The sequence below is a fragment of the Ulvibacter antarcticus genome, assembly GCF_003688405.1.
In the GTDB taxonomy this organism is placed as follows: Bacteria; Bacteroidota; Bacteroidia; order Flavobacteriales; family Flavobacteriaceae; genus Ulvibacter; species Ulvibacter antarcticus.
The window spans coordinates 13,147-38,494 of sequence record NZ_REFC01000015.1 but is presented as its reverse complement, the minus strand read 5'-3'; the positions used below and the strand labels follow the sequence as shown (position 1 = coordinate 38,494).

Below are 25,348 nucleotides of genomic sequence, written 5' to 3'. Positions count from 1 at the left end.
TAAATGCCCCATAAAGTTCGAGTTATGAAAATGAAAAATTTTTCAGGAATAATAATCCTATTATTTATTACGCTTTTCTTAGCCTCTTGTCAAAAGGAAGCTTCAGAATTGATCGATGAAACTCCCGAAGAAACTATTGGAGCAAATTCTGAACTTCTTGGCAAACTGTTAAGCGCTTCTCAGAATAAAGGTGCCAGAGACAATATTATTGATGGTAGTAGCTGTATTTCGGTGAAATTACCGGTTAATGTCTACGCAAATACACAACTACTGTCTATCAACTCAATAAGTGATTATCAACTCATTCAGGCTATATTCGATATTTCTCCTATAGATATTGATACTATTGAAATTGTTTTTCCTATTACTGTTGTCTACGAGGATTATAACGAGGCCGAAATTGGGAGTCAGAATGAACTGAATACAGCAATCGCAGCATGTAATAATTTTATTGATGATACGTACCGATGTTTGGATTTTGTGTATCCAATTTCCTGCTTTATTTATAATATCCAAAATGAACAAACTGGTAGCGTTACTTTACAGAATGATCTAGAGTGGTTTTATTATCTCGAATACCTAACTGAAGACTTGCTTATAGCGATCGATTACCAAATGGAAGTGATGATAAACGGAAGCATCTTACAGATTAATAGTAATCAGGAATTGTTGGCTGCTTTTGCTAGCGCTAATTGTGAAATTGATCCGGGTGGTGGAATTGATCCAGATGTTGAAGCATTACGTACCGTGATGATGGATGGTACCTGGAGAATTGCCCAATTTCTGGATGATGGTAATGATGAAACAGCCGACTATAATGGGTTTAATTTCACATTCATGAACGGAATTACCGTCTATGCTACAAATGGTAGCGATCACGTATACGGAATATGGGTGGTAAGTCTGTTGCTAGATGAGCTCAACTTCGAATTCGACATGGATAGTCCGATTAATGGAGCTGATGATGATGCTTATAAAATAACTGATTTTAATGAAAACTGGGTGACTATGATAACACGAGATAGCTCAGGAAACGTGGAAGATACCCTTATATTTAATAAAAATTAACTTACAAAAAATGAAAACTATGAAAAAGAAAATTGCAAGTATTATGGTAGTGGTGACCTGTTTTATGGTGTTTGCCGCTTGTTCGAAAGACAATAACAGCGATTCAAATTCTGATACTGCGGTACAATTAACGAGTATCGCACGAACCGGAAATTGGCAGATCACTTACTTCTATGATACAGACCATGAAGAAACCGGTAACTTTAGTGGCTATAGTTTCACCTTTAAAGAGGATGGAAGTGTGGTTGCGGTTAATGGAAACACTACAGTTACCGGGACATGGTCTATTTCAACCGGAAGTGGTTCTTCCAGTGATGATGATGGTTCATCGAGTAATGATATCGATTTTAACTTGTTCTTTAGTTCCCCTGCCGATTTCGATGAATTAAGCGACGATTGGGATATCGTGAGTTATAGCGATTCTAAAATCGAACTTATTGATGTGAGTGGCGGAAATGGAGGCACGGATTACTTAACTTTTGAAAAGATTTAATTGACCTACTTAAGGTGTATGAACATTCAGGAAAAAATCCCCATTGCGTTTTTAAGTGTTATTTGTTAAGATGGTTAGAGATTAGTAAAGGTGTTACTAACCGGGTTACTCAAAATGTATTTTCCTGAATGTTTTTTTTCTGAAAGGATTTCTAAATAATTTAAATTTAATTCAACACCCAAAAAGCTAAACCGGGACCCTTCTTACAGGAATTCCGGTTTACTAATAGTACTTAAATTTGCTGACCTTCTTTTAGTACAGTCAGTTTTGCCAATACAAAAGCTGAAATCGCCATTACAATATCCCGAACGGCTACATCTACTTCATGCCATGTAAACAATAGGCTTAGTGCAATAAGCAGTAACCATGCAGATACTATATAGGCACCAAGTTTGGTTTTTGTTAAAACAATGATTCCAGCCACAATTTCAACAACACCTATGATCATCATAAATACATCGGGGCCGAAAGGTAACATATCGACGAGACCAGGAGATAAATAGTGCTCCCAATTGGTAAGCAGGTTAAGAAATTTATCTGCACCCGCGGCGATAGGAACCAATCCGAATGTAAATTTTAATAGGGTTTGTAATTTCTCGATTTCGTTTGTTTGAGATAAAGTGGTCATAATGATTCAGTTTTTAGATTTATAAGCTTTTGATGATTAAAAACTGATTAGGTTACAAATTTTGTAACTTTCTCTTCATTGATGCATCAAAACTTAAAACACTTTTATGGAAGCGTTAAAAACCAATAAATTTGCTACAATCACTTTAAAGGATTCAGAAATCGTAAAGCGTATTCTAATAGGTGAGAAAGAGCTTTTCGAAATATTAATGCGTCGTAACAACCAAAAACTTTATAGAGTTGTTAGAACCTACATATCGAAAGAGGATGATGTACTGGACGTATTGCAGGAAGCCTATATAAAAGCCTACTTAAAGTTAGAACAGTTTAATGGCAATGCAGCTTTCTCCACTTGGTTAATACGTATTGGAATTAACGAAGCGCTACAATTTCTTCGAAAACGCAAGAGATTGCTTCAAAAAGTTGATATGCTAAATGATAATGAGGTCGAAAAGATCAAGGATACTAAATATATGAATCCGGAAAGCCAAATTATAAATACCGAACATCGTATGTTAATCGAAAATGCCATAGATCGACTTCCCGAGAAGTATAGGATTATTTTTATGTTACATCAAGTCGAAGGAATGTCTAACTCTGAAATCGCAGCTTGCCTTAGCATTAGTGATGATAATGTAAAGGTTCGTCTACATCGTGCTAAGAAGTATTTAAAAGAAGAACTTTATAAGTTGTCTGCAGATGTTTCGGTGTTTGAATTCGGTAATTACAAATGCGATCGGTTAGTTACTGCCGTTATGTCCAAGCTCTAAATAGTACTTATTTTTTGTGCAAAAAACTGCTTTTCATGTTTTGATTGGGTGAGTGTCATTGCCTTTTTGTAACAAGCAACGGCTTTGTTTTTATTGCCTGATTTTTCATGAATTTTCCCCAAACTCGCATGGTAAAGATGATAATTTAGCAAGATAGGCTCATTTTCTAAATTTTCTATAGCTTCCAGCGCAGGCTCCGGACCGGCTGATTCGAGGATGACTAAACAGCGGTTTAATGCTACAATTGGATCATCTGCGATTGCAAGTAGTAAGTCGTAATTAGTAAGTATAGCGTTCCAGTTGGTGTCTTCATAAGTTTTTGCAATACAATGTTGATAAGCAATACCTGCTTCAAAATGATAGGCAGAATAGGTGGTGCCTAAACCCGCTTTAAACAAATAATCTCTTCCGGCTTCAATAAGTTCGTTATTCCAGCTTTTTCGATCCTGATCTTGTAATAGAATGAGATCTCCATTTAGATTTACACGGCTTTCAGATCTGGATGTGTGAAAACACATTAATGCCATTAGCGCGTTTGCTTCAGGGGAATTTGTTTTTTTGTTATCAAGCAGGGATTTACAAAGATGCAGGGCCTGCTCAATAAGGTCTTTTCGTATAATTTCTTCGGAATGAGTCGCGTTATAACCTTCGTTGAACAAAAGATAAATAGAACTTAGAACCGTAGCTGTTCTTCCACTTATTTCTTCTTCGGAAGGAATCACAGGACTGATTTTATTTTTTCTGAAGTATTCTTTTGTACGATACAATCTTTTGGAAATAGTGTCTTCCGAAGTGAGAAAAGAACGAGCCACTTCTTTGGTGCTAAAACCACAAAGAGATTTCAAGATAAAAGTAATCTGATTTTCTTTAGAAATTTCCGGATGACAACAGGCGAACATCATTCCGAGGAAATCATCTTGAATATTTGGTTCTTGCCAAAAGGTATCCATAGTTGTCGATAAAGTATATTCAGAGCTCAGCAATTGTTTTTCCGAAGTTGAAAAATCAATTAAATTGGTGTGTTTGTGTTTTCTGATGGTATCGATGGCTTTGTTTCTGGCCACTCTGTACAACCATGCTCTGGGGTTATCGGGCATTCCTTTATATTTCCATGTCTCAAGAGCTTTAACAAGAGCATCCTGAACCACATCTTCGGCAAGTTCGAAGTTTTCTGTTCCGAAAATTTTCACCAAAACCGAAACCATCTTCCCCGATTCATGGCGAAAAAGATGGTTTAAGGTTTGATCGATGCTTTGTTGATCTTTCACTTTTAATTACATCTTGGCTATTTCTCGTACCTCAATGGAGCAATCATGGTCAAATCCAGGACAGCCTTTTGCAAGACCAGCTGCTTCATCCAGAGTGTCTGCCTTCACAATAATATAGCCACCTACCATTTCTTTTCCTTCTGCTAATGGGCGGTCGGTGATCTTGGTGCCCCTTTCGGTAAGTGTTTTAGCTTCTTTCTGAAGTGGTTCACCTCCAACTAATTTTCCATTCTGAGCCAGACCTCCCATCCAGGTTTCCCAGTCTTTCATATGTGCCTGAATATTTTCAGGTGACATATTCGACATATCTTCACCGCCTCTAATAATAAATAAATAATCTTTCATGATACTAATTTTTAAGGTTGATACTCTTTTCTAAATGTAAGACGAAGTGGTTTTTTAAATTTGGACAGCAAACTAGTATTATTTTATAATTAAGTGCAATTGTGCGCTATTTGAGTCTTACTTTACTTGCAGCGATCGATTTTTGAGTCCATTGTGACAAGGAGGAAATATCGTTCTGAACTTCAATAGGAATGGAGTAATAAGGCATTCTACTATGTTTTTCAGATCCCTTTTCCAGATAATCATCAATGTTAGTTTCATTCGTTTTTAAAAATGATTTGCCTTTAGAGTCGATCATTCCAAACATTCTGCCATCGTGAAAGATGCCGTGTCCACCAAACATTTTCTTTGATGTTACACCCGAAATTCCACTTAACTTGTCGAGTAGCAAATTAGCCGATTCTTCTGCGGCGCTTGTGTGTTCGTTACCTTTAATTCCCATGATAGTATCTAATTTCTGTATTAAAGGTAGGGCTTAGTTTTTGGTTGAGAGTTTATATTTAAAAATATGTCTTTGTTTTTTCTCTAAGCTTTATGGGATTTAGTTGAATCCAAAATAATACAGTTTCCTAAAATACCCCCTAATTATTCCTTTCAACATTGTGAGATCTACTGAAAAAATTAAATGTATCTTTGCCGCTTAAGAGAAATGACTCCTTACAATACTCAACCTATACTTCGAAATTTCGGCGATTTTCAATGCCGGCTTTAATTTTTCAGATTTTGTTTAGATTGTGATATGCTTCAGCGCATTGACTCATTTCACAAATTGTATATATGTCATTTAAAACTTTAGGGCTTTCCGAAGCACTACTAAAAGCAATTGAAAAAAAAGGTTATTCAGTTCCTTCACCAATTCAAGAAAAAGCAATCCCCAGAATACTGGAAAGAAAAGATGTCTTGGCTTCGGCTCAGACTGGAACGGGTAAAACCGCCGGATTCGCCTTGCCCATTTTACAGATTTTGTCACAATCTGCCCCTCTAAGAAAACGCCCAATTCGTTCCTTAATTCTTACGCCAACTCGCGAATTAGCAGCTCAGGTATTACAAGATTTTAAAGATTACGGTGAGTTTGTAGATTTACGATCCACAGTTGTTTTTGGTGGAGTAGGTGCAAATCCGCAGATTCGAACTTTACGACAAGGTGTGGATATTTTGGTTGCGACACCTGGAAGATTACTGGATTTGGAAAATCAGGGTGCATTGTCATTAGCGAATGTAGAAGTGTTGGTTTTGGACGAAGCCGACCGAATGCTAGATATGGGTTTTCTTAGAGATATTAAGAAGATTCTGGCGCTCCTTCCTTCAAGAAGGCAAAATTTATTGTTTTCAGCAACTTTTTCAAAAGAAATAAAACAGCTCGCTAATGGTTTTTTACATCATCCCGTAATGGTTGAGGCAGCACCTGAAAATACAACAGCAGATAAGGTAGATCAATTGATTTATAAAACCAATAAGTCGATGAAAACCGATCTTGTTGTCAAACTTATTTCTGAAGGGGATTGGCAGCAGGTTCTTATTTTTACAAGGACTAAGCATGGTGCCAATAGACTAAGTGAAAAGTTAGGTAAGACTGGAATTACGTCGGCCGCTATTCATGGAAATAAGAGTCAGGGTGCCAGAACTAAGGCTTTGGCAGGTTTTAAAACTGGTAAGGTGCGAGTCTTGGTAGCTACTGATATTGCGGCAAGAGGACTTGATATACCATTATTACCACATGTTATTAATTACGAATTACCGAACATCCCGGAAGATTATGTACATCGCATTGGGAGAACCGGAAGAGCAGGAGCAAGCGGGGAAGCTATTTCCATTGTGAGTGTAGATGAAAACGAATACGTAAGGGCTATTGAGAAACTATTGGGAGAACGAATTCCTACCGAAACAATGGCGGGTTTTGAAGTCACTGAAAAACTACATGAGATTCTAGATAAAAAAGCTGAAAATAAAGCACAACAACAAAGAGGTCGGCAAAATAGCAGAAATACTAATAAACCAAATAAGAATACTGGGTTTAAAAAAAGAGGCAGACGATAGCCTGCCTCTGAAATGTTATTCTTTTGGTGTAAACGATAAATCTTGTCGCATATAGCCATTTAGTGTTTCCACTCTTATAATAGATCTTAACAATTCTTCATAAATAGGAGTTCTCGCTTCTCCTAGAAGCTCCTTATTTTCTTTACGAATACGCTCGTAGTCTTCGGCACTTTTGGCCGAAATAGCCAATAAAATGAATTGTCCTGGAGATCCGAAACCACTTCTATAAAGTCGATAATATTCTTTCGAATTCTTCTTTTCATATAATGCTTTGAATTGTTTTGCGAGCTCAAGAACTTTTGGAAAGTTCTGAGGTGTAGTATACCACATTTCTAGCTTTCGAAATTCCATTCCTTCCTGTACTTGTACCACTCCACCAGGCATATATGACAAATCATTATCTAAATGGATGATGTAATCTATGTGTGTGTCATAGCATTCGTCGAAGTTTTCAAATAGGGCATTAAATTCTTTCTCTCCCATTTTTGACTGTAGTACAGAAAATCGGCTTTTATCCAAATCGGCCATATTTTTTATCGGCGATAATGTAAAATATCGTAAATCATCTGTTGATATAGTTATCCAATTCGCTTTTTTAATATCATATTTTCTGCAATTTGCGGCGAGGGTTGAACTTAAGGCTTCATAATCTAAAACCTTTGCAGGATATACCGGATCTTCATGTACCCAATAAGCTTGTGACTCGGTAACTTGAGCAAATTGTGCAAATGGAAGAAAAAGCAGAACGATTAAAATAAGTAATGAGGTGTGCTTTGTTTTCATAATGACAGGTGTTATGTTAGTTTATTACTTTTAATCTATCAAATTGGCTTTGATAATAGTATAGTTTCCGAAGAAAATAACTCTCTGTTTTTCTATAATTCGGAAATAAGGCCACTATTAAATACATATTCGCCAATCGGCTGCAATTTTAAAGAGTTTAATTGTTTTGCACATTTTGATACTTTTAAAGATACGTAAAGTTTTGATTAAAAGGAAAAATGAACAATTTATTGGTAGTCTTTAGTTCAAATACAGTAACAATTAAACAACATTTCACTCTCATTTCTTCGGAAAAGTTGCATTTATTGAAGCACTATACACATTAATTAGCAAGGAGCGACTGATTTTTGTGAAGTTAGAACCATCTAGCAAGGATTTTTAACCTTAAAAAAGACATTAATTATCGCTTATATTTTTCCTTAGTACACACTTTGTAACTATCCTTCATAATGTTATCTTTGCCCTTCAATTCTGAAGCTCTTAAGCAGGGATTTAAATTCTAAAAAAAGTAGAAAGGCCATGTTCGATAATTTAAGTGATAAGTTAGACAAAGCATTACATGTTCTCAAAGGACACGGTAGTATTACTGAGGTAAACGTTGCGGAAACCTTAAAGGAAGTCCGTCGCGCTTTATTGGATGCCGATGTTAACTTTAAAATCGCAAAAGAATTTACAACCAAGGTAAAGGAGAAAGCACTAGGGCAGAATGTTCTAACGGCACTTCAGCCGGGCCAATTAATGGTAAAGCTTGTAAAAGATGAGCTCACCGAACTCATGGGAGGTGATGCAGCTGGAATTAATCTTCAAGGCACTCCATCGATTATCTTGATGTCGGGACTACAGGGTAGTGGTAAAACGACTTTCTCAGGTAAATTGGCTAACTTTTTAAAAACAAAAAAGTCTAAAAAACCTTTATTGGTTGCCTGTGATGTATATCGACCGGCGGCGATCAACCAATTACATGTAGTAGGAGATCAGATTGGTGTTGAGGTGTATAGTGAACCTGAGAATAAAAACCCGGTATCAATTGCACAGAATGCCATCGCACATGCCAAGAGCAATGGTCATAATGTTGTGATTATTGATACGGCTGGGCGTTTGGCTGTAGATGAGGCGATGATGGCCGAAATAGAGAACGTTCATAAAGCCATTCAACCACAGGAAACCTTGTTTGTTGTGGATTCTATGACAGGACAGGATGCTGTAAATACTGCCAAAGCATTTAATGATAGATTAAATTTCGACGGAGTTGTTTTAACCAAACTTGATGGTGATACTCGTGGTGGAGCCGCGATTTCGATTAAGAGTGTGGTTAATAAACCGATAAAATTTATTGGTACAGGTGAAAAGATGGATGCTATTGATGTGTTCTATCCTTCACGTATGGCAGAGCGTATTCTCGGAATGGGAGATGTGGTTTCTTTAGTTGAACGAGCTCAGGAGCAGTTTGATGAAGAGGAGGCAAGAAAAATTCAGAAGAAAATAGCAAAAAACCAATTTGGGTTCGATGATTTTCTGAAGCAAATTCAGCAGGTTAAGAAGATGGGAAGTATGAAAGACCTTGTTGGCATGATTCCCGGAGCCGGTAAAGCATTAAAAGATGTTGATATTGATGATGATGCCTTCAAAGGAATTGAAGCAATAATTCATTCAATGACTCCAATCGAGCGCAGTGTGCCCGCTACTATTGATGCCAGCCGTAAAAAAAGAATCGCTAAAGGTAGCGGAACTTCAGTACAGCAGGTAAATCAGTTGATGAAGCAGTTCGATCAAATGAGTAAAATGATGAAAATGATGCAAGGTGGCGGCGGTCGTAAGATGATGCAGATGATGGGGAAAATGAAGTAATGTAGTAATCAGTGAACAGCGATCAGTGAGCAGTGAACAGTTTACAGTCGCAGTATGTGATGGATGCTGAAGTAAATAAAATTGACCTTTAATGTTTGGAAGTTGACAGACTTTTAAATTTTACAATGAATAATCTAGGCAAATTTGGAGTATAACTGTCAACTGCAACTGCCTACTGAAAACTTAACAAATGACCATTCTCGACGGAAAAAAAGTAAGCAACGACATTAAAAATGAAATTGCAGCAGAGGTGCAGAAGATGAAAGATGCCGGAGAGAAAGTGCCACATTTAGCGGCGGTACTTGTAGGTGACGATGGCGCAAGTCTTACCTATGTTGGGAGTAAAGTACGTTCCTGCGAGCGTGTAGGTTTTGAATCTACCATGATACGACTTCCACATACGACCAGCGAAGTTGAATTACTTCAGAAAATTGAAGAGCTTAATAATAATGATGATATCGATGGTTTTATCATACAATTACCATTGCCTCCACAAATCAATACGCAAAAAGTTTTATTAGCCGTAGATCCTTCTAAGGATGTGGATGGCTTTCATCCTGAGAACTTCGGAAAGATGGCACTAGATATGAGTACTTTTATTCCTGCTACACCATTTGGAATTCTTGAGTTATTGGAGCGTTACAAAGTAGATACAAAAGGAAAACATACTGTGGTTATTGGAAGAAGCCATATTGTTGGAAGACCAATGAGTATTTTAATGAGTCGTAAAGGTTGGCCGGGAAATAGTACGGTTACACTCACGCATAGCAATACCAAAAATATAACTCAAATTACGTCACAAGCAGATATTATTATTTCGGCCTTAGGAGTCCCTAATTTTCTAAAGGCGGAAATGGTGAAGGACGACGCTGTAGTGATCGATGTTGGAATCACCCGAGTTGCTGATGACACACATTCCAAAGGTTACGTTATTACAGGGGATGTTGATTTCGCTAATGTGAGTAAGAAAGCAAGTTTTATCACTCCAGTACCGGGTGGTGTTGGTCCTATGACCATTGCGATGTTACTTAAAAATACATTGTTAGCAAGAGAACAGCGAAAAAATTCTTAGATTCCTTTGCCTTCGGAAAGTTTCCAGTCCAAATATCGATGGAGATCCGATTCGATCCAACCAACTCCCAGTGTTAGTACTGCAATATCATCTATATAACCAAGTCCAGGAATAAAATCAGGAATTAAATCCATTGGGTTGAGTACATAAAGCAATGCCATAACAATGGTTGCGATGGTAAACCATGGGACATTCTTGTAATCTCCCTTTTTTATATCTTTTACCATTCCCATCATAATTTTCGCTAAATCGATATATTTAGACAGGCTATTCGATCCACTAAATTTTTTGGATATTGCTTCCTCACTTTCAAGCAAGATTTCTACATCATCTTCATTGATTTTAACCACTTCATCTTCCACATAGCTTTCATCTACAACCTCATCTCTGTTTCCAGGGTTAAAATAGATCTTATCAAGTAAATTTTTTAACGACATATAATTAATTTTGAATATAAAGTTACAGAATCGGTTTCGGACTTATATTTAAAATTATGTTATAATCTCCAAATTGTAATGCAACGATACTCCTTCAGAAGGATTGCAGACTCAAAATCCTTATAATTACAATATTCAGGTCACTTCCGAAGCATAAAAAAGAATTATCCGACCTTTCAAAAATCAAAAGCAAGTATGGAAATAATGATTATTAATTATAAATGTTCTTCAGCATGACCTAACTTCTTACCATATTCTTCCTTGTAGATCTTGACGATTATAAGAAACAAACTAATAAGTAATGGACCGAATATAAGTCCGATAAATCCAAATAGGGGGACACCAACAATCACACCTAGTAGCGTAATGAGCGGATGTACATTATCCAATTTTTGAAGCACATATAGCCGGATGATATTATCGGTGGAGCCAACAATCACAAATCCATAAATTAAAATCCCCCAAGCTTGAAAATCGTGCCCTGCCGAGAGTGTAAGTATAAAAACAGGAATTATTCCAATTAAAGTACCAACGAAAGGGATCATAGAACCAATGGTCACAATAACGAACCAGAAAAATGGGTCGTCGATGCCAAAAATAAGAAACCCAATTAGGGCAATAATCCCTTGTGCTACTGCTACCAAGGGGATTCCAAGTGCATTGGAGCGAACCATGGCATATGCTTCATCACCTATCGCTTTAAGGCTATCTGAATTGAGTGGGATATATTCGAAAAGCGAATCTCTTAACTCACTGCGATTAGTAAGCATATAATAGAGTAAGAAGTACATGATTCCTATTGCAATTATGATGTTAAAAGTGCTTCCGGCAAAGTTTTGAAGGCTATCTGAAATCCAGGTTGAAATCGCACCAGTATCAATTTGGGAACTCAGGTCATACCCAAATTTATCCTCCATGGAGCTTAGTTGAGTTTTAAAAGCAGTGATTACCCTTTCAGAATTACGCACCGCATTACTAATCTTATTGGTAAGCATGACAACAATACCCGAAATCGGGATGAGAATACACACAAAGGATAGCAGCATTAAAAAAGCGGCAGCCCAAGTTGGTTTCCATCCTTTACCAATTAGTTTGGTCATCCACTTTCGCATGAGTACATAGAAAGTGATTGCCCCCAAAACACCCGATAGATATGGTAGCATTTCGCTAAAAATTAGCGATCCCATTACTAGGATTAATAAAAGCATAAAAATTTGCCTGATAATTTTTGGTGGGATCTTCTTATGCATGGGTTAGGTAGTGAATAGTTGGGTTAAATCTTTAAATGCTTTGAATTCGAGGGCGTTTCCGGAAGGATCTTCAAAAAACATGGTCGCCTGTTCTCCCGCCAGCCCTTCAAAGCGAATATACGGCTCAATGATAAATTTAATGCTTTTACTTTTTAATCTTTCTGAAAGTTTTGAAAAGCTAGTCATATCTAACACCACCCCAAAATGCGGTATAGGAACCGATTTACCGTCTACAGCATTTGTTGGAACTACTTCTGAAGCTTTTTCGTTTAGATGAATGACCAATTGGTGACCAAAAAAATTGAAATCAACCCAATGGTCGCTACTCCTACCTTCCTCGCAACCCAGAATATCACGATAGAACTTTCGGTTATTCTCCAAATGTTTCACCGGAATGGCTAAATGAAAGGGGCGTAAATTATTATTCATAGTTTAAGATTTTGTTGAGTTTCCCACTAGATACTGAATGCTAACAGTCGCCAATTCGTTGTCTGGAAATTTCGAAAAATGCTTCTCTACCGAATGCAAACCAGTAAGTTTGGTCACTTTATTAAATACTTCGAGTTCTACTATATATTGATCTGAAAACCCATGAGTGGCGTCGTAGGCAGTTGTAGCAGTCTTTCCAATATTTCTTGCTGCTATTTTAGAATCAATGGTATGGAGTTCTATTAAAAGCAATCCGAATTTTTGAATAAAAGGCGCCCATTTTTCGAAGTGCTCTCTTAGATTACTTTCAACATCAGCATTAGAAAGTCGTTTTCCGCAACTAGCAAAGGCGCCGGAAGAGCTACTTGATAGTTCCGACTTGCTTATGGGTTCACTCCATGGACGATTATGATCCAGAAACGAGCGAACATTAAGTAGATCTGAAAGTTCTATATTGTAATTCTCACGAATATCTGTTTCTAATGTAAGTGGATCTCCAATATCACCCCAGATAACTTTTGCCCAAATATCAGCTTTCACTAGATTTGCACGTGTTACTTTGAGTGCCGTTTTATTGTAATCTACTCCCACCAAAAATAAGGGGTATTGTTCGAGTAATGCACCACGTTTGGTACGTTGTTCAATAACTTCAAAAAGATGGATGAGGAAAGCGCCGTTGCCACATCCCATATCCAAAATGCCTCGGGGTTGCTCTTCAATAGGTCTGTTAAAAAGTTCAATAATTATATCGTCTATTTTTTTAAAATAGGCAGAATGTGCACCACCACTTCCCCAAACGTTCATTTCTCTATCGACATGAATTTCAGGAGCATTAGGAAGAGAGCTTCGGAAGAGATTTGGATTCCCAAAAATAAGCTCGTCCACTCTTCTGAAGGTTGGAATATAGGAAACGGTTACTCCGTAGGCTGACGAGCGCCTTGCAAAGAACAGTCCTTTATTTGTAAAACGGTAATGATCATTTTTCTTATTGAACCACCCAAGAAAGGTGAAAAAGTCCAGAATTTTACTGAAGCTCATCGGATCTTCATGAAACTCGTCTGCGCTAAAGGAAGCTTCCATAAAATATTTATGAAACATACCGTCCATACCCAGAAAAACAGTGATTGGCCCAACCAAAACACCTTCAATGTGCATTTGGATCTGGTACTCAATGTCGCGTACTTCAGCTATTTCAGAAGTAGCCTCGAACTCATTATTTTTGTATTTGTTTAGTATTTTATTCAGAACAGAAAATTGTTCCAATTCAAAATCACGTGGGTGAAACTCTTCAGAAACTTTCAAGAAATTGACCACATCAAAATAGCGATCTGACAAATTAAAGGCAATACTGCTCTTTTCATTTTTAGAAACAGTAACTATATCAGTCAAAGGGTCGACGTTGTAATCTAACCAAGCTTGTGAAGCTAAAAGGCGCAAAGCCACATTTAAATAACCTTCGTTGGTTTCAAATTTTTTGGAAATTTCAGTTAAGGTAAAATGATCTTTTTTTAGTAAAAAATCTAAGATGCCTTTTTCTTTTAATGCATAGGCTACTGGTGCAATCGCAATGCCATCCAGATGCCTGAATAGCTCATTTCGGTATTCACTTTTTTCTTTGGTTGTTAACATATTGGTTGATGAGTGCTGTGAAGGCATTAAATTACTATAATTCTGGAGATAAAAAAACCCCCTAAATAGGGGGCGTATATACTTAAGTTTGATCGGTATCTTTACGGTATTTGAGAAGACCTATGCCGGCAAAAAAGAAAATTACTCCGAGGATAATTAGTGGCCACGGACTAACACCACTATCCATACTTCCAAATGCTCCAAGAACACCAATTACTAATGAAATTGCACCTCCAAAAGTAAGAATGAACCCTAAAATCTTTATCATAATATAATTGTTTTGATGGTTATTCTTTAAAAATAAGATTTATTAGGCTTCTCTACATAGGAATTAACAAAATTTTGCCAATCCAATTTTTAGTTTGATTGTCTCAAAAAAAACCTTGTGAATAAATCCATCCATTTCATTTGGTGCTTTGTTTGTGAAAAAATGTTCTTACTTTTTTACGATAATTTTCTGAGTGAGTTTTTTATCTTCAGAAGTAGTCGCCAGTATAAAATAGACACCTTCATTTAAATTAGTTGCATTCCAGCTGTGAGATTGTTGGAGGTCGATATTATCTATTCTTCTACCATTAAGATCGAATACCTGTAAATCGGTAATATTTTGAGAAATTTCGATATTCAGAGTAAAGAGAGTACCAACTGATGGAGTAACTATAGTCGATGTGATTTGGTGATCTGCTGTTGATAAGATAGAAACATCGATCGCTTCAATAAAATTGGGTCCCTCGAGGGTTCCGCCATTATCCCAACGTCCAATAAAATTACCTGAAGGATCGAATTCACTAACAAGGTTAGCGCCTCTTTCAGAAATCAATAAATTCCCATTAGGTAAAAAAGTATAGCCTTCCGGATTATTGAGTCCGGTAATATAGTCTTCTAAATAATTTCCTTCCGAATCGTAACGAAGCACTTTCCCTTGCGTATAATCCTGAACGAGCATATCTCCATTATTATCCCACCATATATACGTAGGGTTTTCCAAAATAGTACTGTCTATAAAGTCTTCAATGAAATTACCCTCAAGGTCGTACTTTTTTACAGTTCCAACCCCAGTGTTAACACCAAAAACAGCGAGATAGAAATTACCGCCTGCATCCCAAACATGACCCATCCCAGTTGGAGCAATCGGCGTAAAAGGCCCTAAATAGTTTCCTGCCATATCAAAACGAACAATTTTTGCAGTAGCAGCTGTAGTTCCCCATTGCGTTACATACAATAGGTTATCCGGACCAATGGACATTTTTGAAGGTCTTCCTAGATTAAAAGCAGGGTCGCTCCAGTCTCCAAGATATGCTCCGGTTTCGATGTCAAATTTTTTTATTTGTGGATTGTCGCTTCCGGTTATAAGATAGAAACCTTCGGGATGAAGTAAAATATCTTGTGGGTTGCTGAGGCCTCCCTCGTTTTGTGCGATAAATTCTTCAATGAAGCTGCCATCTTCCTGATACGTATTTACGGCGTTCAAGGTACGATTGCTGGCATAGTATCTAATTTGTGAAATGGAATGCACGCTTGCCATTAACGTGCAGATAATGAGTAGTTTTTTTAAATTTTTCATGACGCTTAATTTTAAAGTTAATTAATACATCAAATCAAACTAAAAAGAGCTGAAAAAAATAGGCTTATGCAGTGAGGAAGTCGGGTTTTGCAGTTAGTGGTCGCAAAGTGATTAAATTGTAAGAAATGTCCCGAAAAAGTGCAGTGAGTGATACTTTTATCGCAGTAAAGAGTTCGAAGGTCTTAAGAAATGTATTCATTTATAGCCCGAAGATTGCTTTTAGAAACCGGAACCTCAAGATCATTATTTAGAATGAGAGAAAGAGATGATCCATTTCTGAGTTCCTTTGCCATTCTCATATTTACGATCGCTTTTCTGTGGACTCGTAAAAACGGATTTTGAAGCTTCTGCTCCAGATTTTTAAGCGTACTACGCATCGTATATGAATTCCCATCTACAAGGTGAACTTTAGCACAATAATCGTCGGCTTCGATCCATAAAATATTCTCCACCGGAATAATCTTACGTTTGTTCCCAATTTTGATATTTAGGATAGTAGTTTTATCATTGATTTGAGACTTTAACTCGTTATACAATTCGAGGTTATTGTCTTTTAATTCGGAAAGTTCCTGTACTTGAAACTGTAATTCGATGTTATTAAAGTAAAAGTATAGAATGATGCAAACAGAGATATAACCCAAGGTGTAAATAGGTGCTTTCTGAAAAGTAAAAAACGGAATGTATTCTTGTGCCAACAAACTCCAGGAAAACCAGTCATTAGATTGGAAATGTTGAATTAGAGAGACAATCAATACATTCAGAAAAACGAGCGAAATAATAAAGACTCCCAATTTCACAAAGTCAATTAATCGCTGTTCCTCGCTATTCGCTCTCCTTCGGATGTAAAAAAAAAGAGGAATCGTTAAAATGACCCAAATCAACCATTTGTACGACTGACTTTTCAGAAGATCAAAAAAAGTAACAGTATCATTAATATCATATCTGTTGATATAATATAACTGCTGAAATGTTTCAAAAGTAATGGCAATTACCAATAACAATGTAATGATAACAATACTTCGTCTTCTATTTAATGGACGGTCAATTATAATATCATATTTTAAGTTTCTGTCACTTATTCACTTGGTTTCGAATCATCAATATCCCAACCTATATAAAAATACTTAAATGCTGCCTCATCAGGAATCTGACTAGGCTCAACAGTGATTGTCGGATTGTATCTTAAATTTTCTGGTAATTCCTTTTTATCGATCGTTACAAATACATCCGATCCTTCTAAGAAAACTACAACCGCATTAATAGTAGTTTGCACATCTGAAATCGTGTAATTGGCCTTAATGTCTTTAAATCGGCTTGCGCTGTTTAAACCTTTATCTGTTTGGTAACGACTGTCGAATACTTGTACATTGGTGATTTTCGAATTTGGATCACTCTCGTCTGCCGGAGATAACAATAATAGTTTATTACCACCTTTTTCATAGATTTCAACCTCACCCTGAGTTCCTATCGCATCTTTAATAGGGTTTAATTTTACTATCGAATCGTTCGCAAACAACGAATCGATCTGCTTCATCTGTATATCTTTTGTTAGATTGCCAATTGCCCCTTTCTGAATTGAAAACGGATTATTATCTTTTCCACATTGTATAAATAATAGGGCTGTAATTGCAACAATAAATAAAGTCTTTTTCATAGCTTTTTCCGCAGTAGCGGGTATTTTAAATTATAATTTAATTAGTTTTTGTCTTATTAAGGTACTAGTTTAACGCATCATTTTACCAAGTATTCCCAAAACACTGCGAATCACTGTCGGACTTGAAAGCGTTTTAATCCACACACTTTGAGTAGACTTACTGCTACTTCTTCGTCTGGAACTTCCTGATGAAGATTGCTCAGCAGCCTTTTTTTCTTTTTCGGCTTTTGCTTTCACTTCTTCCTGTTCGGCGACTTCAATTTTTTTGTTTAATAATTCGTAGGCACTTTCGCGATCCACGACATCATTGTATTTTTTGATAAGTTTCGACTCATCGATTAACTCTTTTAATTCATTGTCTTCCAATACATCCATCCTGCTCATTGGAGCACGGAGCATCGTAGCTGCCAAAGGTGTTGGAATACCCTTTTCGTTGAGCGCCGATACCAAAGCTTCTCCAATTCCCAGAGAGGTGAGCACCTCGTCTGTTTTGTAATATTCCGAAATCGGGTAGTTTTCTGCAGTCAGTTTTATAGCTTTTCGATCCTTTGCGGTAAATGCTCTTAACGCATGTTGTACTTTAAGTCCTAACTGGCTCAAAACACCATCCGGCACATCGGTTGGATTCTGTGTTACGAAGTATAGTCCAACCCCTTTAGAACGTATTAATTTTACAATACTCTCTATTTGATTAAGCAACGCACTGCTCGCTTCTTTAAAAATTAAATGCGCCTCATCGATAAAGATGACTAATTCGGGTCTTCCACTGTCACCCTGTTCAGGAAAGGTTGAATAGATCTCTGCTAAAAGACTTAGCATAAAAGTAGAGAACATCTTTGGTCTGTCCTGAATATCGGTAAGACGAATAATGTTGATATATCCCATTCCGTTTTCGTCAACTCTTAAAAGATCGTCCGTGTCGAAGGATTTTTCTCCAAAAAACAGATCAGCCCCTTGTTGTTCAAGTTCGACTACCTTCCGAAGTATAGCGCCAGTAGAAGCTGTAGAAATCCTTCCGTAATCTTTTGCTAGTTCATCCTTACCTTCATCGGTAGTGTATTGTAATATTTTTTTAAAGTCCTTTAGATCAAGTAATGGGTATTTATTGTCGTCACAGTATTTAAAGATTACCGAGACAATTCCCGATTGAGTTTCGGTAAGATCCATGATACGCGATAAAAGCACTGGTCCGAACTCACTTACTGTAGCTCGCATGCGAACCCCTTTTTGGTCGGAAATCGATAATATTTCGACCGGAAACTTCTTGGCTGTAAAAGGCAATCCTATTTTTTCATGACGCTCATCGATTTTAGCGTGACCCGGACTTGGTTGTGCGATTCCACTCAAATCACCTTTCATATCCATAAGAAGTACCGGAATTCCTTTTTCTGAAAGGTTTTCGGCCAGAATTTGCAATGTTTTCGTTTTTCCCGTTCCTGTTGCGCCTGCTATCAGTCCGTGGCGGTTTAATGTTTTTAACGGAATCTTCACAAAGGCATTGGTAAGTGTTTCCCCGTCGAGCATTGCTGCCCCTAGAGTAATTGACTCTCCTTTAGTTGCGTAGCCGTTATTGATGTGATCGAAGAATTCCTCCTTGTTTGCCATTATTGAAATTTTGGATAAAAATAGCAATTGTAAGCTAGCTTCTGAAATATTAGGGAATTTAATATGCTAATTTTCGAAGAAATGAATCTTTTGTGCTTCAAGTATCATTTGGTTTATGGGTACTTCGGAAGTAGGGCTAAGCTTTATCGAATTTTGTAGCTAAATGAAAGATCAATTTGAAGCAGCTTATTAAGTATTTACAGAATCGTATCTCTTTCCGAAGCTAATAAAAGAATAGGCTATTTAAATGGAATAAGTCTTTCACTTTTAAATAACCGTAGTATCTTTGCGAACTATGAAAAAGGATATTAAAGCGCTGGTTGATAAAGGGGAAATGCTTCCTTTAATGGAGGAGTTCTATACCATACAAGGGGAAGGATTTCACAAAGGAACCGCCGCGTATTTTATACGAGTGGGAGGATGTGATGTAGGATGTCATTGGTGCGATGTAAAAGAAAGTTGGAATGCTGAATTACACCCTCCAACCGACATTGATACGATTGTAAATAATGCTGCTAAATATTCTAAAACGATTGTTGTGACAGGTGGTGAGCCCTTGACCTGGAATATGGATCCATTAACAAATGCATTAAAATCTAAAGGCATGCAACTTCATATTGAAACTTCCGGGGCATATAAGCTTTCAGGTACTTGGGATTGGATTTGCTTATCTCCTAAAAAAATAAAACTCCCAACTGAGGAAGTGTACGAATTTGCACATGAGCTTAAAGTGATCATTTTTAACAAGGATGATTTCAAATTTGCAGAAGAACAGGCTGCCAAGGTAAATAAGGATTGCATTTTATATCTTCAACCGGAATGGAGTAAGCGGGAAAAGATGATTCCGTTGTTGGTGGATTATGTTATGGAAAATCCGAAATGGAAAGTTTCATTGCAAACGCATAAGTACTTAAATATCCCATAAGCCTTTCAGAAAAAAAAACTGCGGAACTCCATATAGAATCCCGCAGTTTGATATTTTAATTAAGTTGTTCTTAGTTCGTAAAAGGTACTTTTACCCGAACAGTATCCCATCCAAGATACATGTCCACACCATTCGATCCTTCATCGAAAGCAATAGAAAAGGCTTCCAAAGATTTAGAATCCTTGGTTATAGGAACTGTAATTCTCGCAACATCATTAGCTTCTTTGTAAAAATAAGAACCCCAGGTGTTAAGTGCAGAATTTACGATAATCGTCCATTCGTTATCTCCCGGTATTGTTGCCAAAGAATAAGTTCCAGCTTTAATAGTACTGTCTCCCAAGTTCATGTCTTTGTATAATGTAATCGCAGCAGCTTCGTTAGCTCCAGTTCTCCACACCTCGCCGTTAGGGGCTAATTTAGCTAGCGTTCTCCCTTTTAATTGAGGTCTACTATAGATAACTTTAATAAGCTTATTGGCGTCTTTATAATCTGTTGGAAACGCAGCGGCATCCATCGGACTTTTATCTAAGTCACTAAATTTCTGTGCTTGGGCATCGAAACTAGCGAGTGCGATACATATAAAGGCAAAAAGGGTAAAAATGGTTTTGTTTTTCATAATAGTTGTTTTTAAATCGTGATTATTATTGTCTTTTTAAAGGTGTTTAAATGGCACTTCGATATAGGTGTCATCCCATCCAATCATTAATGATATTCCATCTGCATCCGGTCTAAACACCATGGATAAAGTTTCGGTTGGAGCAACGGTATTTCTTCTGGGAACAGTTATTCTGGCCACATCTTTGTCTTTTTTATAGCTATAAGCACCCCAGGTGTTAATGTCACTATTAATTATAACCGTCCAATTGTCCTCTCCCGGAATGGTATAGAGAGTGTATGTGCCGGCTAATATTTTTTTGTTATCTAACAACATTGGGTTGTAGAGGGTTAATTCGGTCGCTTCATTAGCTCCGGTACGCCATACTTTATCGAAAGGTACTAGTTCCCCAAAAATGGTTCGATCTTTTTTTGATGGTCGGCTGTAGATTACCCGAGCTTGTGGTGGTGCATTTCTATCTGCACGGGCAATTGCCAAATCCATTGGACTGGAATCCATTTGAGGGAATTCCTGTGCGTTTAGAGTTTCTAAGGCCGTGAATAGGGTTAATACAACTAAGATGCTTGCAAAGTATGTTTTCATAGAATGTTTTTTTATAGTGCTAAGTTAGCAAAAATCTAATTTTTGATCAATTCTTTAACGTGCTATAGGTCGTAAATAGTGCCATACACTTACTTCTTTTGGTGAATAATTATAAAGAGCGACAAAAACAGAATATTTTCACAACAAATTGTTAATAACTTAAGCCTCATAAATGCCCGAAACCCTATGTTTTATTAGGGGTTTTGTTATATTTGTTTCGGTTCAAAAAAAAGACAATTACAAGCTAAATTTATATGAGCGAAGAACAGAAAAAAGGTAGTTACGGTGCCGACAGTATTCAGGCGTTAGAAGGAATGGAACATGTTCGCATGCGTCCTTCCATGTATATCGGAGATATAGGTACTAGAGGATTGCATCATTTGGTGTATGAAGTAGTAGACAACTCCATTGATGAAGCCATGGGTGGGTTTTGTGATACCATTGAAGTTTGGATCAACGAAGACAATTCTATTACCGTAAAGGATAATGGTCGTGGAATTCCGGTGGATATACACAAAAAGGAAGGTGTTTCAGCACTACAGGTGGTAATGACCAAGATTGGTGCCGGAGGTAAGTTTGATAAAGATTCTTATAAGGTTTCCGGTGGTCTCCACGGGGTGGGTGTTTCTGTTGTAAATGCATTGTCAAGTCATTTAAGGGCTACAGTCCATCGCGATGGAAAGATTTGGGAGCAGGAATACGAACGCGGTAAATCCATGTATCCGGTGAAACCGATAGGTGAAACCGACTACAGAGGAACTATTGTTACTTTTAGTCCGGATCCACAGATATTTCAACAGACGCTAGAGTATAATTACGACACCTTAGCTAGTCGATTACGTGAACTTTCGTATCTGAATAAAGGAATTAAAATTTACTTTACTGATAAACGTCAAACTGATGAAAACGGTGAGTTTGTTACAGAAGAATTCCACAGCACAGAAGGATTAAAAGAATTTATCCGTTTCCTGGATGGTAATCGTGAACCAATTATTGCCGATGTAATTTCAATGGAGGGTGAGAAGAATGATATCCCTGTGGAAGTTGCCATGGTCTATAACACCTCTTATAATGAGAATCTTCATTCTTATGTAAATAATATTAATACCCACGAAGGTGGGACGCATTTATCCGGATTCCGCGCAGGTTTGACACGTACCCTTAAAAAGTACGCAGATGCTTCCGGTATGTTGGATAAATTAAAATTTGAAATTGCAGGAGATGATTTCCGTGAAGGCTTAACTGCAATTATTTCTGTAAAAGTTGGAGAGCCTCAGTTCGAAGGTCAGACGAAAACAAAATTAGGTAACAGAGAAGTTACTTCAGCAGTTAGTCAGGCAGTTTCTGAAATGCTGGAAAATTATCTGGAAGAAAATCCGAACGACGCTAAAACCATCGTTCAAAAGGTGATTCTTGCAGCGCAAGCTCGTCACGCAGCAAAGAAGGCTCGTGAAATGGTGCAGCGTAAAAGTGTAATGAGCGGTGGTGGTTTACCAGGTAAACTTTCCGATTGCTCTGAACAAGATCCTGCAAAATGTGAAGTATTTCTTGTCGAGGGAGATTCGGCAGGGGGAACGGCAAAACAAGGTCGTGATCGTAATTTTCAGGCAATCTTACCACTTCGTGGAAAAATTCTGAATGTGGAAAAAGCGATGCAGCATAAAGTGTTTGAAAACGAAGAAATTCGTAATATTTTCACAGCCCTTGGAGTAACTATTGGTACCGAAGAAGATAGCAAAGCACTAAATCTTTCAAAATTAAGATATCACAAAGTAGTGATTATGTGTGATGCCGATGTCGATGGTAGTCACATTTCTACTCTTATATTAACTTTTTTCTTTCGTTATATGAAGGATCTTGTGGAAGCAGGACATGTTTATATTGCGACTCCACCATTATATTTGGTTAAAAAAGGAGCGAAGAAAGAATATGCATGGAACGATAAGGAACGTGACCTACTAAACGAGAAATTTGGTGGAAGTGCGGCGATCCAGCGATATAAAGGTTTAGGGGAAATGAACGCTGAACAACTTTGGGATACTACAATGAACCCAGGATTTAGAACGCTACGGCAAGTAACCATAGATAATGGTACTGAAGCCGATCGAATTTTCTCCATGTTGATGGGGGATGAGGTTCCACCAAGACGTGAGTTTATCGAGAAAAACGCAGTTTACGCAAATATCGACGCCTAAGGCATGAGGATTGAAAAGCGTATTTCTGTAGTAATACTATTACTCTTTTGTTCGGTTACGATGTTTTCACAGACATTTGTAGAAGATGTGGAAGATTTCCTCACCGATATGGTGCTTATTTCTAATCAGTATGTGTCACCTGCTGCAGATGCTTCGGTATACCAATCGTCTGCTTCCTGGCATCATACGGCACGAAGTTTAGATAAATTTGAGTTTGATGTATCGGTTCACTTAAATGTGCTTCCAATTCCCAAAAAGCAGCAAAGTTTTAAGGTGTCGAATTCAGACTTTATACGTCTTACCCTTCAGGATGGTTCCAATTCGGCTAACATCCCTTCAGCTTTAGGAGGTGAAACAAATACTTTTTTCGATTTTGTGATCGACGATGAAAACTATGAGTTTCAAGCCTTTGAAGGTGTAAAAGAAAGCGTGCTTTATTATCCGTATTTACAGGTTTCGATGGGATTATGGAAGGAAACTGAAGTTACTGTGCAGTTCATTCCGGAAATCAAGATTGATAAATCCGGTTACCAAACTTTTGGAGGCGCAATTAAACATAACATAAGTCAGTATTTCAGAAATGAAAATACAACCGATGGATTTGAACTTGCTGGTCAGATAGGATATTCAAAATTTAAATCTGAAATATTTTTCGATGAGTTTGTAATCGAATCTACTTCTCCTGGAGTTCCACCACTCGCTGTTTTACGTTCATTGAATGTAGATTCTAATAGCTGGTTGTTTCAAGTAATTGGTTCCAAACGATTTAAAAATCTTGAATTTGTGGGTTCTATGGCTGTTGCAACCAATAAATTTGATTATACCATGGGCGGAGATGATGGCATTGTTCTCAATCTGCTAAATGAAGCTTTTAAGGCCTTGGAAGATTCCAATGAACTCGTAAAGGGAAATGTTGGAATCAACTATTATTTTGGTGATTTCAATTTAACTTCTTTGGTTTCCCTCGGAAAATTTACCGACGTGAATTTTGCGGTACACTATAGAATATAATCCAAACCGAATCGTTAATTAAATAATAAAGACTCGCTTTTTTAAAGTGGGTTTTTTAATTTCCCTAAAATTTAACCTATGAAATACACAACTTTATCCCTACTCTTGTTGCTTTCTGTTCCTTCAATCGCACAAGAAAACCTTGAAGATTTACTCGCTGCTGGGATCGGTGACGCAAAGCGTTTTGCAACGGGCTATATGACGCCTGCATTCGAAGGAATGATGTACAATACCTCTAACGGATGGATCCAAACAGCGGAGGTGAAAAAACCTTTGAAATTTGATATCTCACTTGTCGCGAATGTTGCATTTATAAAGGAAGAGCAACGGAGTTTTGTCTTAAATACAGATGATTACGAAAACTTATATTTTCGGGACGGAAGTACCTCTAAACAAGTTGCTACGGCCTTTGGTGAAAACAATCCGGAAATTATAGTATTTGCAGAAGTTACAGACGAAACAGGAGTTTTTAGGGATGAAGTAGAATTCGAGCTTCCCCAAGGTTTAGCTTCTGTAAATGTGAATATTCTTCCTACTGCATTCTTACAAGCGCGACTAGGCTTGTTTAAGGCAACAGAGTTGAAAGTGCGTTATTTTCCGAAGATAAATCAGCAGGATGTAAAAGTTGGATTAATCGGAGTTGGCTTGCAGCACGAATTTACTGAATGGTTGCCTGCAGAAAAGTTGTTTCCTGTTGCGATATCAGGATTCATTGCTTACAATAGTTTGAATGCGAATTACGATTTTACCGACGATGATATTATTGAAGGGGAAAATCAGCAATTTGATATTAAACAAAATAGTTTTCTTGCACAATTAGCGGTTTCAACCAAACTTCCCGTAATCAATTTTTATGGAGGAATAGGTTATTTAACAGGAACTTCCACCTTCGATGTCTTGGGTGATTATCGAGTGAGAGGCGGTATTCCATTGTTTGAAACAACAAGTGAATTTAATGATCCCTTCTCTATAGAAACGAAGGTTTCGGGAGTACGAGCCAATGTAGGTGCAAAACTAAAATTAGGTTTCTTCGGAATGCATGCCGATTATAATATTGCTAAGTACAATACAGTATCGGTTGGGTTTCACTTCGGAACTTGAGATTAACTTCTAGATAATCAGCACATTAAACAAAGGAAT

26 protein-coding genes are annotated in these 25,348 nt (G+C 37.3%); 10 read left to right on the top strand and 16 right to left on the bottom strand.

Annotated elements, in window-relative coordinates; genetic code table 11:
- The first annotated feature begins 24 nt into the window (after nucleotides 1-24).
- Nucleotides 25-1,068 carry a hypothetical protein gene (locus tag BXY75_RS14395; RefSeq protein WP_147437290.1) on the top strand — a complete coding sequence of 348 codons (1,044 nt, stop codon included), beginning with the start codon at nucleotides 25-27 and terminating at the stop codon, nucleotides 1,066-1,068.
- Nucleotides 1,069-1,087: 19 nt separating this feature from the next.
- Nucleotides 1,088-1,561, top strand: coding sequence for a hypothetical protein (locus BXY75_RS14390; RefSeq protein WP_245962988.1), 474 nt, complete (start codon nucleotides 1,088-1,090; stop codon nucleotides 1,559-1,561).
- A 232-nt stretch (nucleotides 1,562-1,793) separates the two neighbouring features.
- Here the strand turns inward: BXY75_RS14390 and BXY75_RS14385 are convergent, their stop codons facing one another.
- Nucleotides 1,794-2,189: a hypothetical protein gene (locus tag BXY75_RS14385; RefSeq protein ID WP_121908480.1), complete on the bottom strand. Its 396-nt coding sequence runs from the start codon at nucleotides 2,187-2,189 to the stop codon at nucleotides 1,794-1,796.
- Nucleotides 2,190-2,295: 106 nt separating this feature from the next.
- Between BXY75_RS14385 and BXY75_RS14380 the strand changes: the two genes are divergently transcribed.
- Nucleotides 2,296-2,958 carry an RNA polymerase sigma factor gene (locus BXY75_RS14380; protein ID WP_121908479.1) on the top strand — a complete coding sequence of 221 codons (663 nt, stop codon included), beginning with the start codon at nucleotides 2,296-2,298 and terminating at the stop codon, nucleotides 2,956-2,958.
- Here the strand turns inward: BXY75_RS14380 and BXY75_RS14375 are convergent.
- The 3 genes from BXY75_RS14375 to BXY75_RS14365 form a co-directional block, all read right to left on the bottom strand.
- Nucleotides 2,955-4,226, bottom strand: a complete 1,272-nt coding sequence (locus BXY75_RS14375; protein ID WP_147437289.1) for an RNA polymerase sigma factor — start codon at nucleotides 4,224-4,226, stop codon at nucleotides 2,955-2,957. The two genes, BXY75_RS14380 and BXY75_RS14375, sit on opposite strands and share 4 nt — an antisense overlap.
- A gap of 6 nt (nucleotides 4,227-4,232) precedes the next feature.
- Nucleotides 4,233-4,571 (bottom strand): YciI family protein, encoded by a 339-nt coding sequence (locus BXY75_RS14370; RefSeq protein ID WP_121908477.1) that lies wholly within the window; start codon nucleotides 4,569-4,571, stop codon nucleotides 4,233-4,235.
- 106 nt (nucleotides 4,572-4,677) lie between these two features.
- The gene (locus tag BXY75_RS14365) at nucleotides 4,678-5,013 is read right to left on the bottom strand and encodes a TfoX/Sxy family protein (protein ID WP_121908476.1); all 336 of its coding nucleotides are present in this window, start codon (nucleotides 5,011-5,013) and stop codon (nucleotides 4,678-4,680) included.
- Between the two features lie 335 nt (nucleotides 5,014-5,348).
- Here BXY75_RS14365 and BXY75_RS14360 point away from each other — a divergent pair, with 335 nt between their 5' ends.
- A complete protein-coding gene (locus BXY75_RS14360) occupies nucleotides 5,349-6,608 on the top strand; it encodes a DEAD/DEAH box helicase (protein ID WP_121908475.1) in 1,260 nt (419 codons plus the stop codon).
- A gap of 15 nt (nucleotides 6,609-6,623) precedes the next feature.
- Here the strand turns inward: BXY75_RS14360 and BXY75_RS14355 are convergent, their stop codons facing one another.
- Nucleotides 6,624-7,391, bottom strand: a complete 768-nt coding sequence (locus BXY75_RS14355; RefSeq protein WP_121908474.1) for a hypothetical protein — start codon at nucleotides 7,389-7,391, stop codon at nucleotides 6,624-6,626.
- A 519-nt stretch (nucleotides 7,392-7,910) separates the two neighbouring features.
- Here BXY75_RS14355 and ffh point away from each other — a divergent pair.
- Entirely contained in the window at nucleotides 7,911-9,239 is a 1,329-nt protein-coding gene (ffh, locus tag BXY75_RS14350; protein ID WP_121908473.1) for a signal recognition particle protein, read from the top strand.
- A gap of 190 nt (nucleotides 9,240-9,429) precedes the next feature.
- Nucleotides 9,430-10,311, top strand: coding sequence for a bifunctional 5,10-methylenetetrahydrofolate dehydrogenase/5,10-methenyltetrahydrofolate cyclohydrolase (locus tag BXY75_RS14345; protein WP_121908472.1), 882 nt, complete (start codon nucleotides 9,430-9,432; stop codon nucleotides 10,309-10,311).
- Here the strand turns inward: BXY75_RS14345 and BXY75_RS14340 are convergent.
- The 9 genes from BXY75_RS14340 to BXY75_RS14300 form a co-directional block, all read right to left on the bottom strand.
- A complete protein-coding gene (locus tag BXY75_RS14340; RefSeq protein WP_121908471.1) occupies nucleotides 10,308-10,748 on the bottom strand; it encodes a YkvA family protein in 441 nt (146 codons plus the stop codon). The genes BXY75_RS14345 and BXY75_RS14340 overlap by 4 nt on opposite strands.
- A gap of 215 nt (nucleotides 10,749-10,963) precedes the next feature.
- Nucleotides 10,964-11,998, bottom strand: coding sequence for an AI-2E family transporter (locus tag BXY75_RS14335; protein WP_121908470.1), 1,035 nt, complete (start codon nucleotides 11,996-11,998; stop codon nucleotides 10,964-10,966).
- A 3-nt stretch (nucleotides 11,999-12,001) separates the two neighbouring features.
- On the bottom strand, nucleotides 12,002-12,427 hold the full coding sequence (locus tag BXY75_RS14330) for a VOC family protein (RefSeq protein WP_121908469.1): 426 nt from the start codon (nucleotides 12,425-12,427) through the stop codon (nucleotides 12,002-12,004).
- A gap of 3 nt (nucleotides 12,428-12,430) precedes the next feature.
- Nucleotides 12,431-14,083, bottom strand: a complete 1,653-nt coding sequence (locus tag BXY75_RS14325; protein WP_245962987.1) for a class I SAM-dependent methyltransferase — start codon at nucleotides 14,081-14,083, stop codon at nucleotides 12,431-12,433.
- A 55-nt stretch (nucleotides 14,084-14,138) separates the two neighbouring features.
- Nucleotides 14,139-14,324, bottom strand: coding sequence for a hypothetical protein (locus BXY75_RS14320; protein WP_121908468.1), 186 nt, complete (start codon nucleotides 14,322-14,324; stop codon nucleotides 14,139-14,141).
- A 168-nt stretch (nucleotides 14,325-14,492) separates the two neighbouring features.
- Nucleotides 14,493-15,620, bottom strand: coding sequence for a T9SS type A sorting domain-containing protein (locus tag BXY75_RS14315; RefSeq protein ID WP_121908467.1), 1,128 nt, complete (start codon nucleotides 15,618-15,620; stop codon nucleotides 14,493-14,495).
- A gap of 182 nt (nucleotides 15,621-15,802) precedes the next feature.
- The gene (locus BXY75_RS14310; protein WP_170152906.1) at nucleotides 15,803-16,615 is read right to left on the bottom strand and encodes a LytR/AlgR family response regulator transcription factor; all 813 of its coding nucleotides are present in this window, start codon (nucleotides 16,613-16,615) and stop codon (nucleotides 15,803-15,805) included.
- An 80-nt stretch (nucleotides 16,616-16,695) separates the two neighbouring features.
- Nucleotides 16,696-17,274 (bottom strand): hypothetical protein, encoded by a 579-nt coding sequence (locus BXY75_RS14305; RefSeq protein ID WP_121908465.1) that lies wholly within the window; start codon nucleotides 17,272-17,274, stop codon nucleotides 16,696-16,698.
- Between the two features lie 69 nt (nucleotides 17,275-17,343).
- Complete coding sequence (locus BXY75_RS14300; RefSeq protein ID WP_121908464.1) at nucleotides 17,344-18,879, bottom strand: helicase HerA-like domain-containing protein; 1,536 nt, start codon at nucleotides 18,877-18,879, stop codon at nucleotides 17,344-17,346.
- A gap of 295 nt (nucleotides 18,880-19,174) precedes the next feature.
- On the opposite strand from BXY75_RS14300, the gene BXY75_RS14295 reads away from it, so the two are divergent.
- Nucleotides 19,175-19,804 (top strand): 7-carboxy-7-deazaguanine synthase QueE, encoded by a 630-nt coding sequence (locus BXY75_RS14295; protein WP_121908463.1) that lies wholly within the window; start codon nucleotides 19,175-19,177, stop codon nucleotides 19,802-19,804.
- Between the two features lie 70 nt (nucleotides 19,805-19,874).
- Here BXY75_RS14295 and BXY75_RS14290 read toward each other — a convergent pair whose 3' ends face one another.
- Nucleotides 19,875-20,420, bottom strand: coding sequence for a DUF2911 domain-containing protein (locus BXY75_RS14290; RefSeq protein WP_121908462.1), 546 nt, complete (start codon nucleotides 20,418-20,420; stop codon nucleotides 19,875-19,877).
- Nucleotides 20,421-20,456: 36 nt separating this feature from the next.
- Nucleotides 20,457-21,002 (bottom strand): DUF2911 domain-containing protein, encoded by a 546-nt coding sequence (locus BXY75_RS14285; RefSeq protein ID WP_121908461.1) that lies wholly within the window; start codon nucleotides 21,000-21,002, stop codon nucleotides 20,457-20,459.
- A gap of 254 nt (nucleotides 21,003-21,256) precedes the next feature.
- On the opposite strand from BXY75_RS14285, the gene gyrB reads away from it, so the two are divergent.
- The 3 genes from gyrB (at nucleotide 21,257) to BXY75_RS14270 (ending at nucleotide 25,309) form a co-directional block, all read left to right on the top strand.
- Nucleotides 21,257-23,197 carry a DNA topoisomerase (ATP-hydrolyzing) subunit B gene (gene gyrB, locus BXY75_RS14280; RefSeq protein ID WP_121908460.1) on the top strand — a complete coding sequence of 647 codons (1,941 nt, stop codon included), beginning with the start codon at nucleotides 21,257-21,259 and terminating at the stop codon, nucleotides 23,195-23,197.
- A gap of 3 nt (nucleotides 23,198-23,200) precedes the next feature.
- Nucleotides 23,201-24,208: a DUF6588 family protein gene (locus BXY75_RS14275; protein ID WP_147437288.1), complete on the top strand. Its 1,008-nt coding sequence runs from the start codon at nucleotides 23,201-23,203 to the stop codon at nucleotides 24,206-24,208.
- 78 nt (nucleotides 24,209-24,286) lie between these two features.
- Nucleotides 24,287-25,309 (top strand): DUF6588 family protein, encoded by a 1,023-nt coding sequence (locus BXY75_RS14270; RefSeq protein ID WP_121908458.1) that lies wholly within the window; start codon nucleotides 24,287-24,289, stop codon nucleotides 25,307-25,309.
- The last annotated feature ends 39 nt before the right edge of the window (nucleotides 25,310-25,348 follow it).

Bases quoted from the DNA above. Each gene is read 5' to 3' on its own strand.
- BXY75_RS14345 (WP_121908472.1), top strand. From the start codon at position 9,430: ATGACCATTCTCGACGGAAAAAAAGTAAGCAACGACATTAAAAATGAA.
- BXY75_RS14385 (WP_121908480.1), bottom strand. From the start codon at position 2,189: ATGACCACTTTATCTCAAACAAACGAAATCGAGAAATTACAAACCCTA.
- BXY75_RS14380 (WP_121908479.1), top strand. From the start codon at position 2,296: ATGGAAGCGTTAAAAACCAATAAATTTGCTACAATCACTTTAAAGGAT.
- BXY75_RS14395 (WP_147437290.1), top strand. From the start codon at position 25: ATGAAAATGAAAAATTTTTCAGGAATAATAATCCTATTATTTATTACG.
- BXY75_RS14315 (WP_121908467.1), bottom strand. From the start codon at position 15,620: ATGAAAAATTTAAAAAAACTACTCATTATCTGCACGTTAATGGCAAGC.
- BXY75_RS14390 (WP_245962988.1), top strand. From the start codon at position 1,088: ATGAAAAAGAAAATTGCAAGTATTATGGTAGTGGTGACCTGTTTTATG.
- BXY75_RS14295 (WP_121908463.1), top strand. From the start codon at position 19,175: ATGAAAAAGGATATTAAAGCGCTGGTTGATAAAGGGGAAATGCTTCCT.
- BXY75_RS14270 (WP_121908458.1), top strand. From the start codon at position 24,287: ATGAAATACACAACTTTATCCCTACTCTTGTTGCTTTCTGTTCCTTCA.
- BXY75_RS14300 (WP_121908464.1), bottom strand. From the start codon at position 18,879: ATGGCAAACAAGGAGGAATTCTTCGATCACATCAATAACGGCTACGCA.
- BXY75_RS14370 (WP_121908477.1), bottom strand. From the start codon at position 4,571: ATGAAAGATTATTTATTTATTATTAGAGGCGGTGAAGATATGTCGAAT.
- BXY75_RS14365 (WP_121908476.1), bottom strand. From the start codon at position 5,013: ATGGGAATTAAAGGTAACGAACACACAAGCGCCGCAGAAGAATCGGCT.
- BXY75_RS14360 (WP_121908475.1), top strand. From the start codon at position 5,349: ATGTCATTTAAAACTTTAGGGCTTTCCGAAGCACTACTAAAAGCAATT.
- gyrB (WP_121908460.1), top strand. From the start codon at position 21,257: ATGAGCGAAGAACAGAAAAAAGGTAGTTACGGTGCCGACAGTATTCAG.
- BXY75_RS14340 (WP_121908471.1), bottom strand. From the start codon at position 10,748: ATGTCGTTAAAAAATTTACTTGATAAGATCTATTTTAACCCTGGAAAC.
- BXY75_RS14285 (WP_121908461.1), bottom strand. From the start codon at position 21,002: ATGAAAACATACTTTGCAAGCATCTTAGTTGTATTAACCCTATTCACG.
- BXY75_RS14305 (WP_121908465.1), bottom strand. From the start codon at position 17,274: ATGAAAAAGACTTTATTTATTGTTGCAATTACAGCCCTATTATTTATA.
- BXY75_RS14330 (WP_121908469.1), bottom strand. From the start codon at position 12,427: ATGAATAATAATTTACGCCCCTTTCATTTAGCCATTCCGGTGAAACAT.
- BXY75_RS14355 (WP_121908474.1), bottom strand. From the start codon at position 7,391: ATGAAAACAAAGCACACCTCATTACTTATTTTAATCGTTCTGCTTTTT.
- BXY75_RS14335 (WP_121908470.1), bottom strand. From the start codon at position 11,998: ATGCATAAGAAGATCCCACCAAAAATTATCAGGCAAATTTTTATGCTT.
- BXY75_RS14290 (WP_121908462.1), bottom strand. From the start codon at position 20,420: ATGAAAAACAAAACCATTTTTACCCTTTTTGCCTTTATATGTATCGCA.
- BXY75_RS14275 (WP_147437288.1), top strand. From the start codon at position 23,201: ATGAGGATTGAAAAGCGTATTTCTGTAGTAATACTATTACTCTTTTGT.
- BXY75_RS14320 (WP_121908468.1), bottom strand. From the start codon at position 14,324: ATGATAAAGATTTTAGGGTTCATTCTTACTTTTGGAGGTGCAATTTCA.
- BXY75_RS14325 (WP_245962987.1), bottom strand. From the start codon at position 14,083: ATGCCTTCACAGCACTCATCAACCAATATGTTAACAACCAAAGAAAAA.
- ffh (WP_121908473.1), top strand. From the start codon at position 7,911: ATGTTCGATAATTTAAGTGATAAGTTAGACAAAGCATTACATGTTCTC.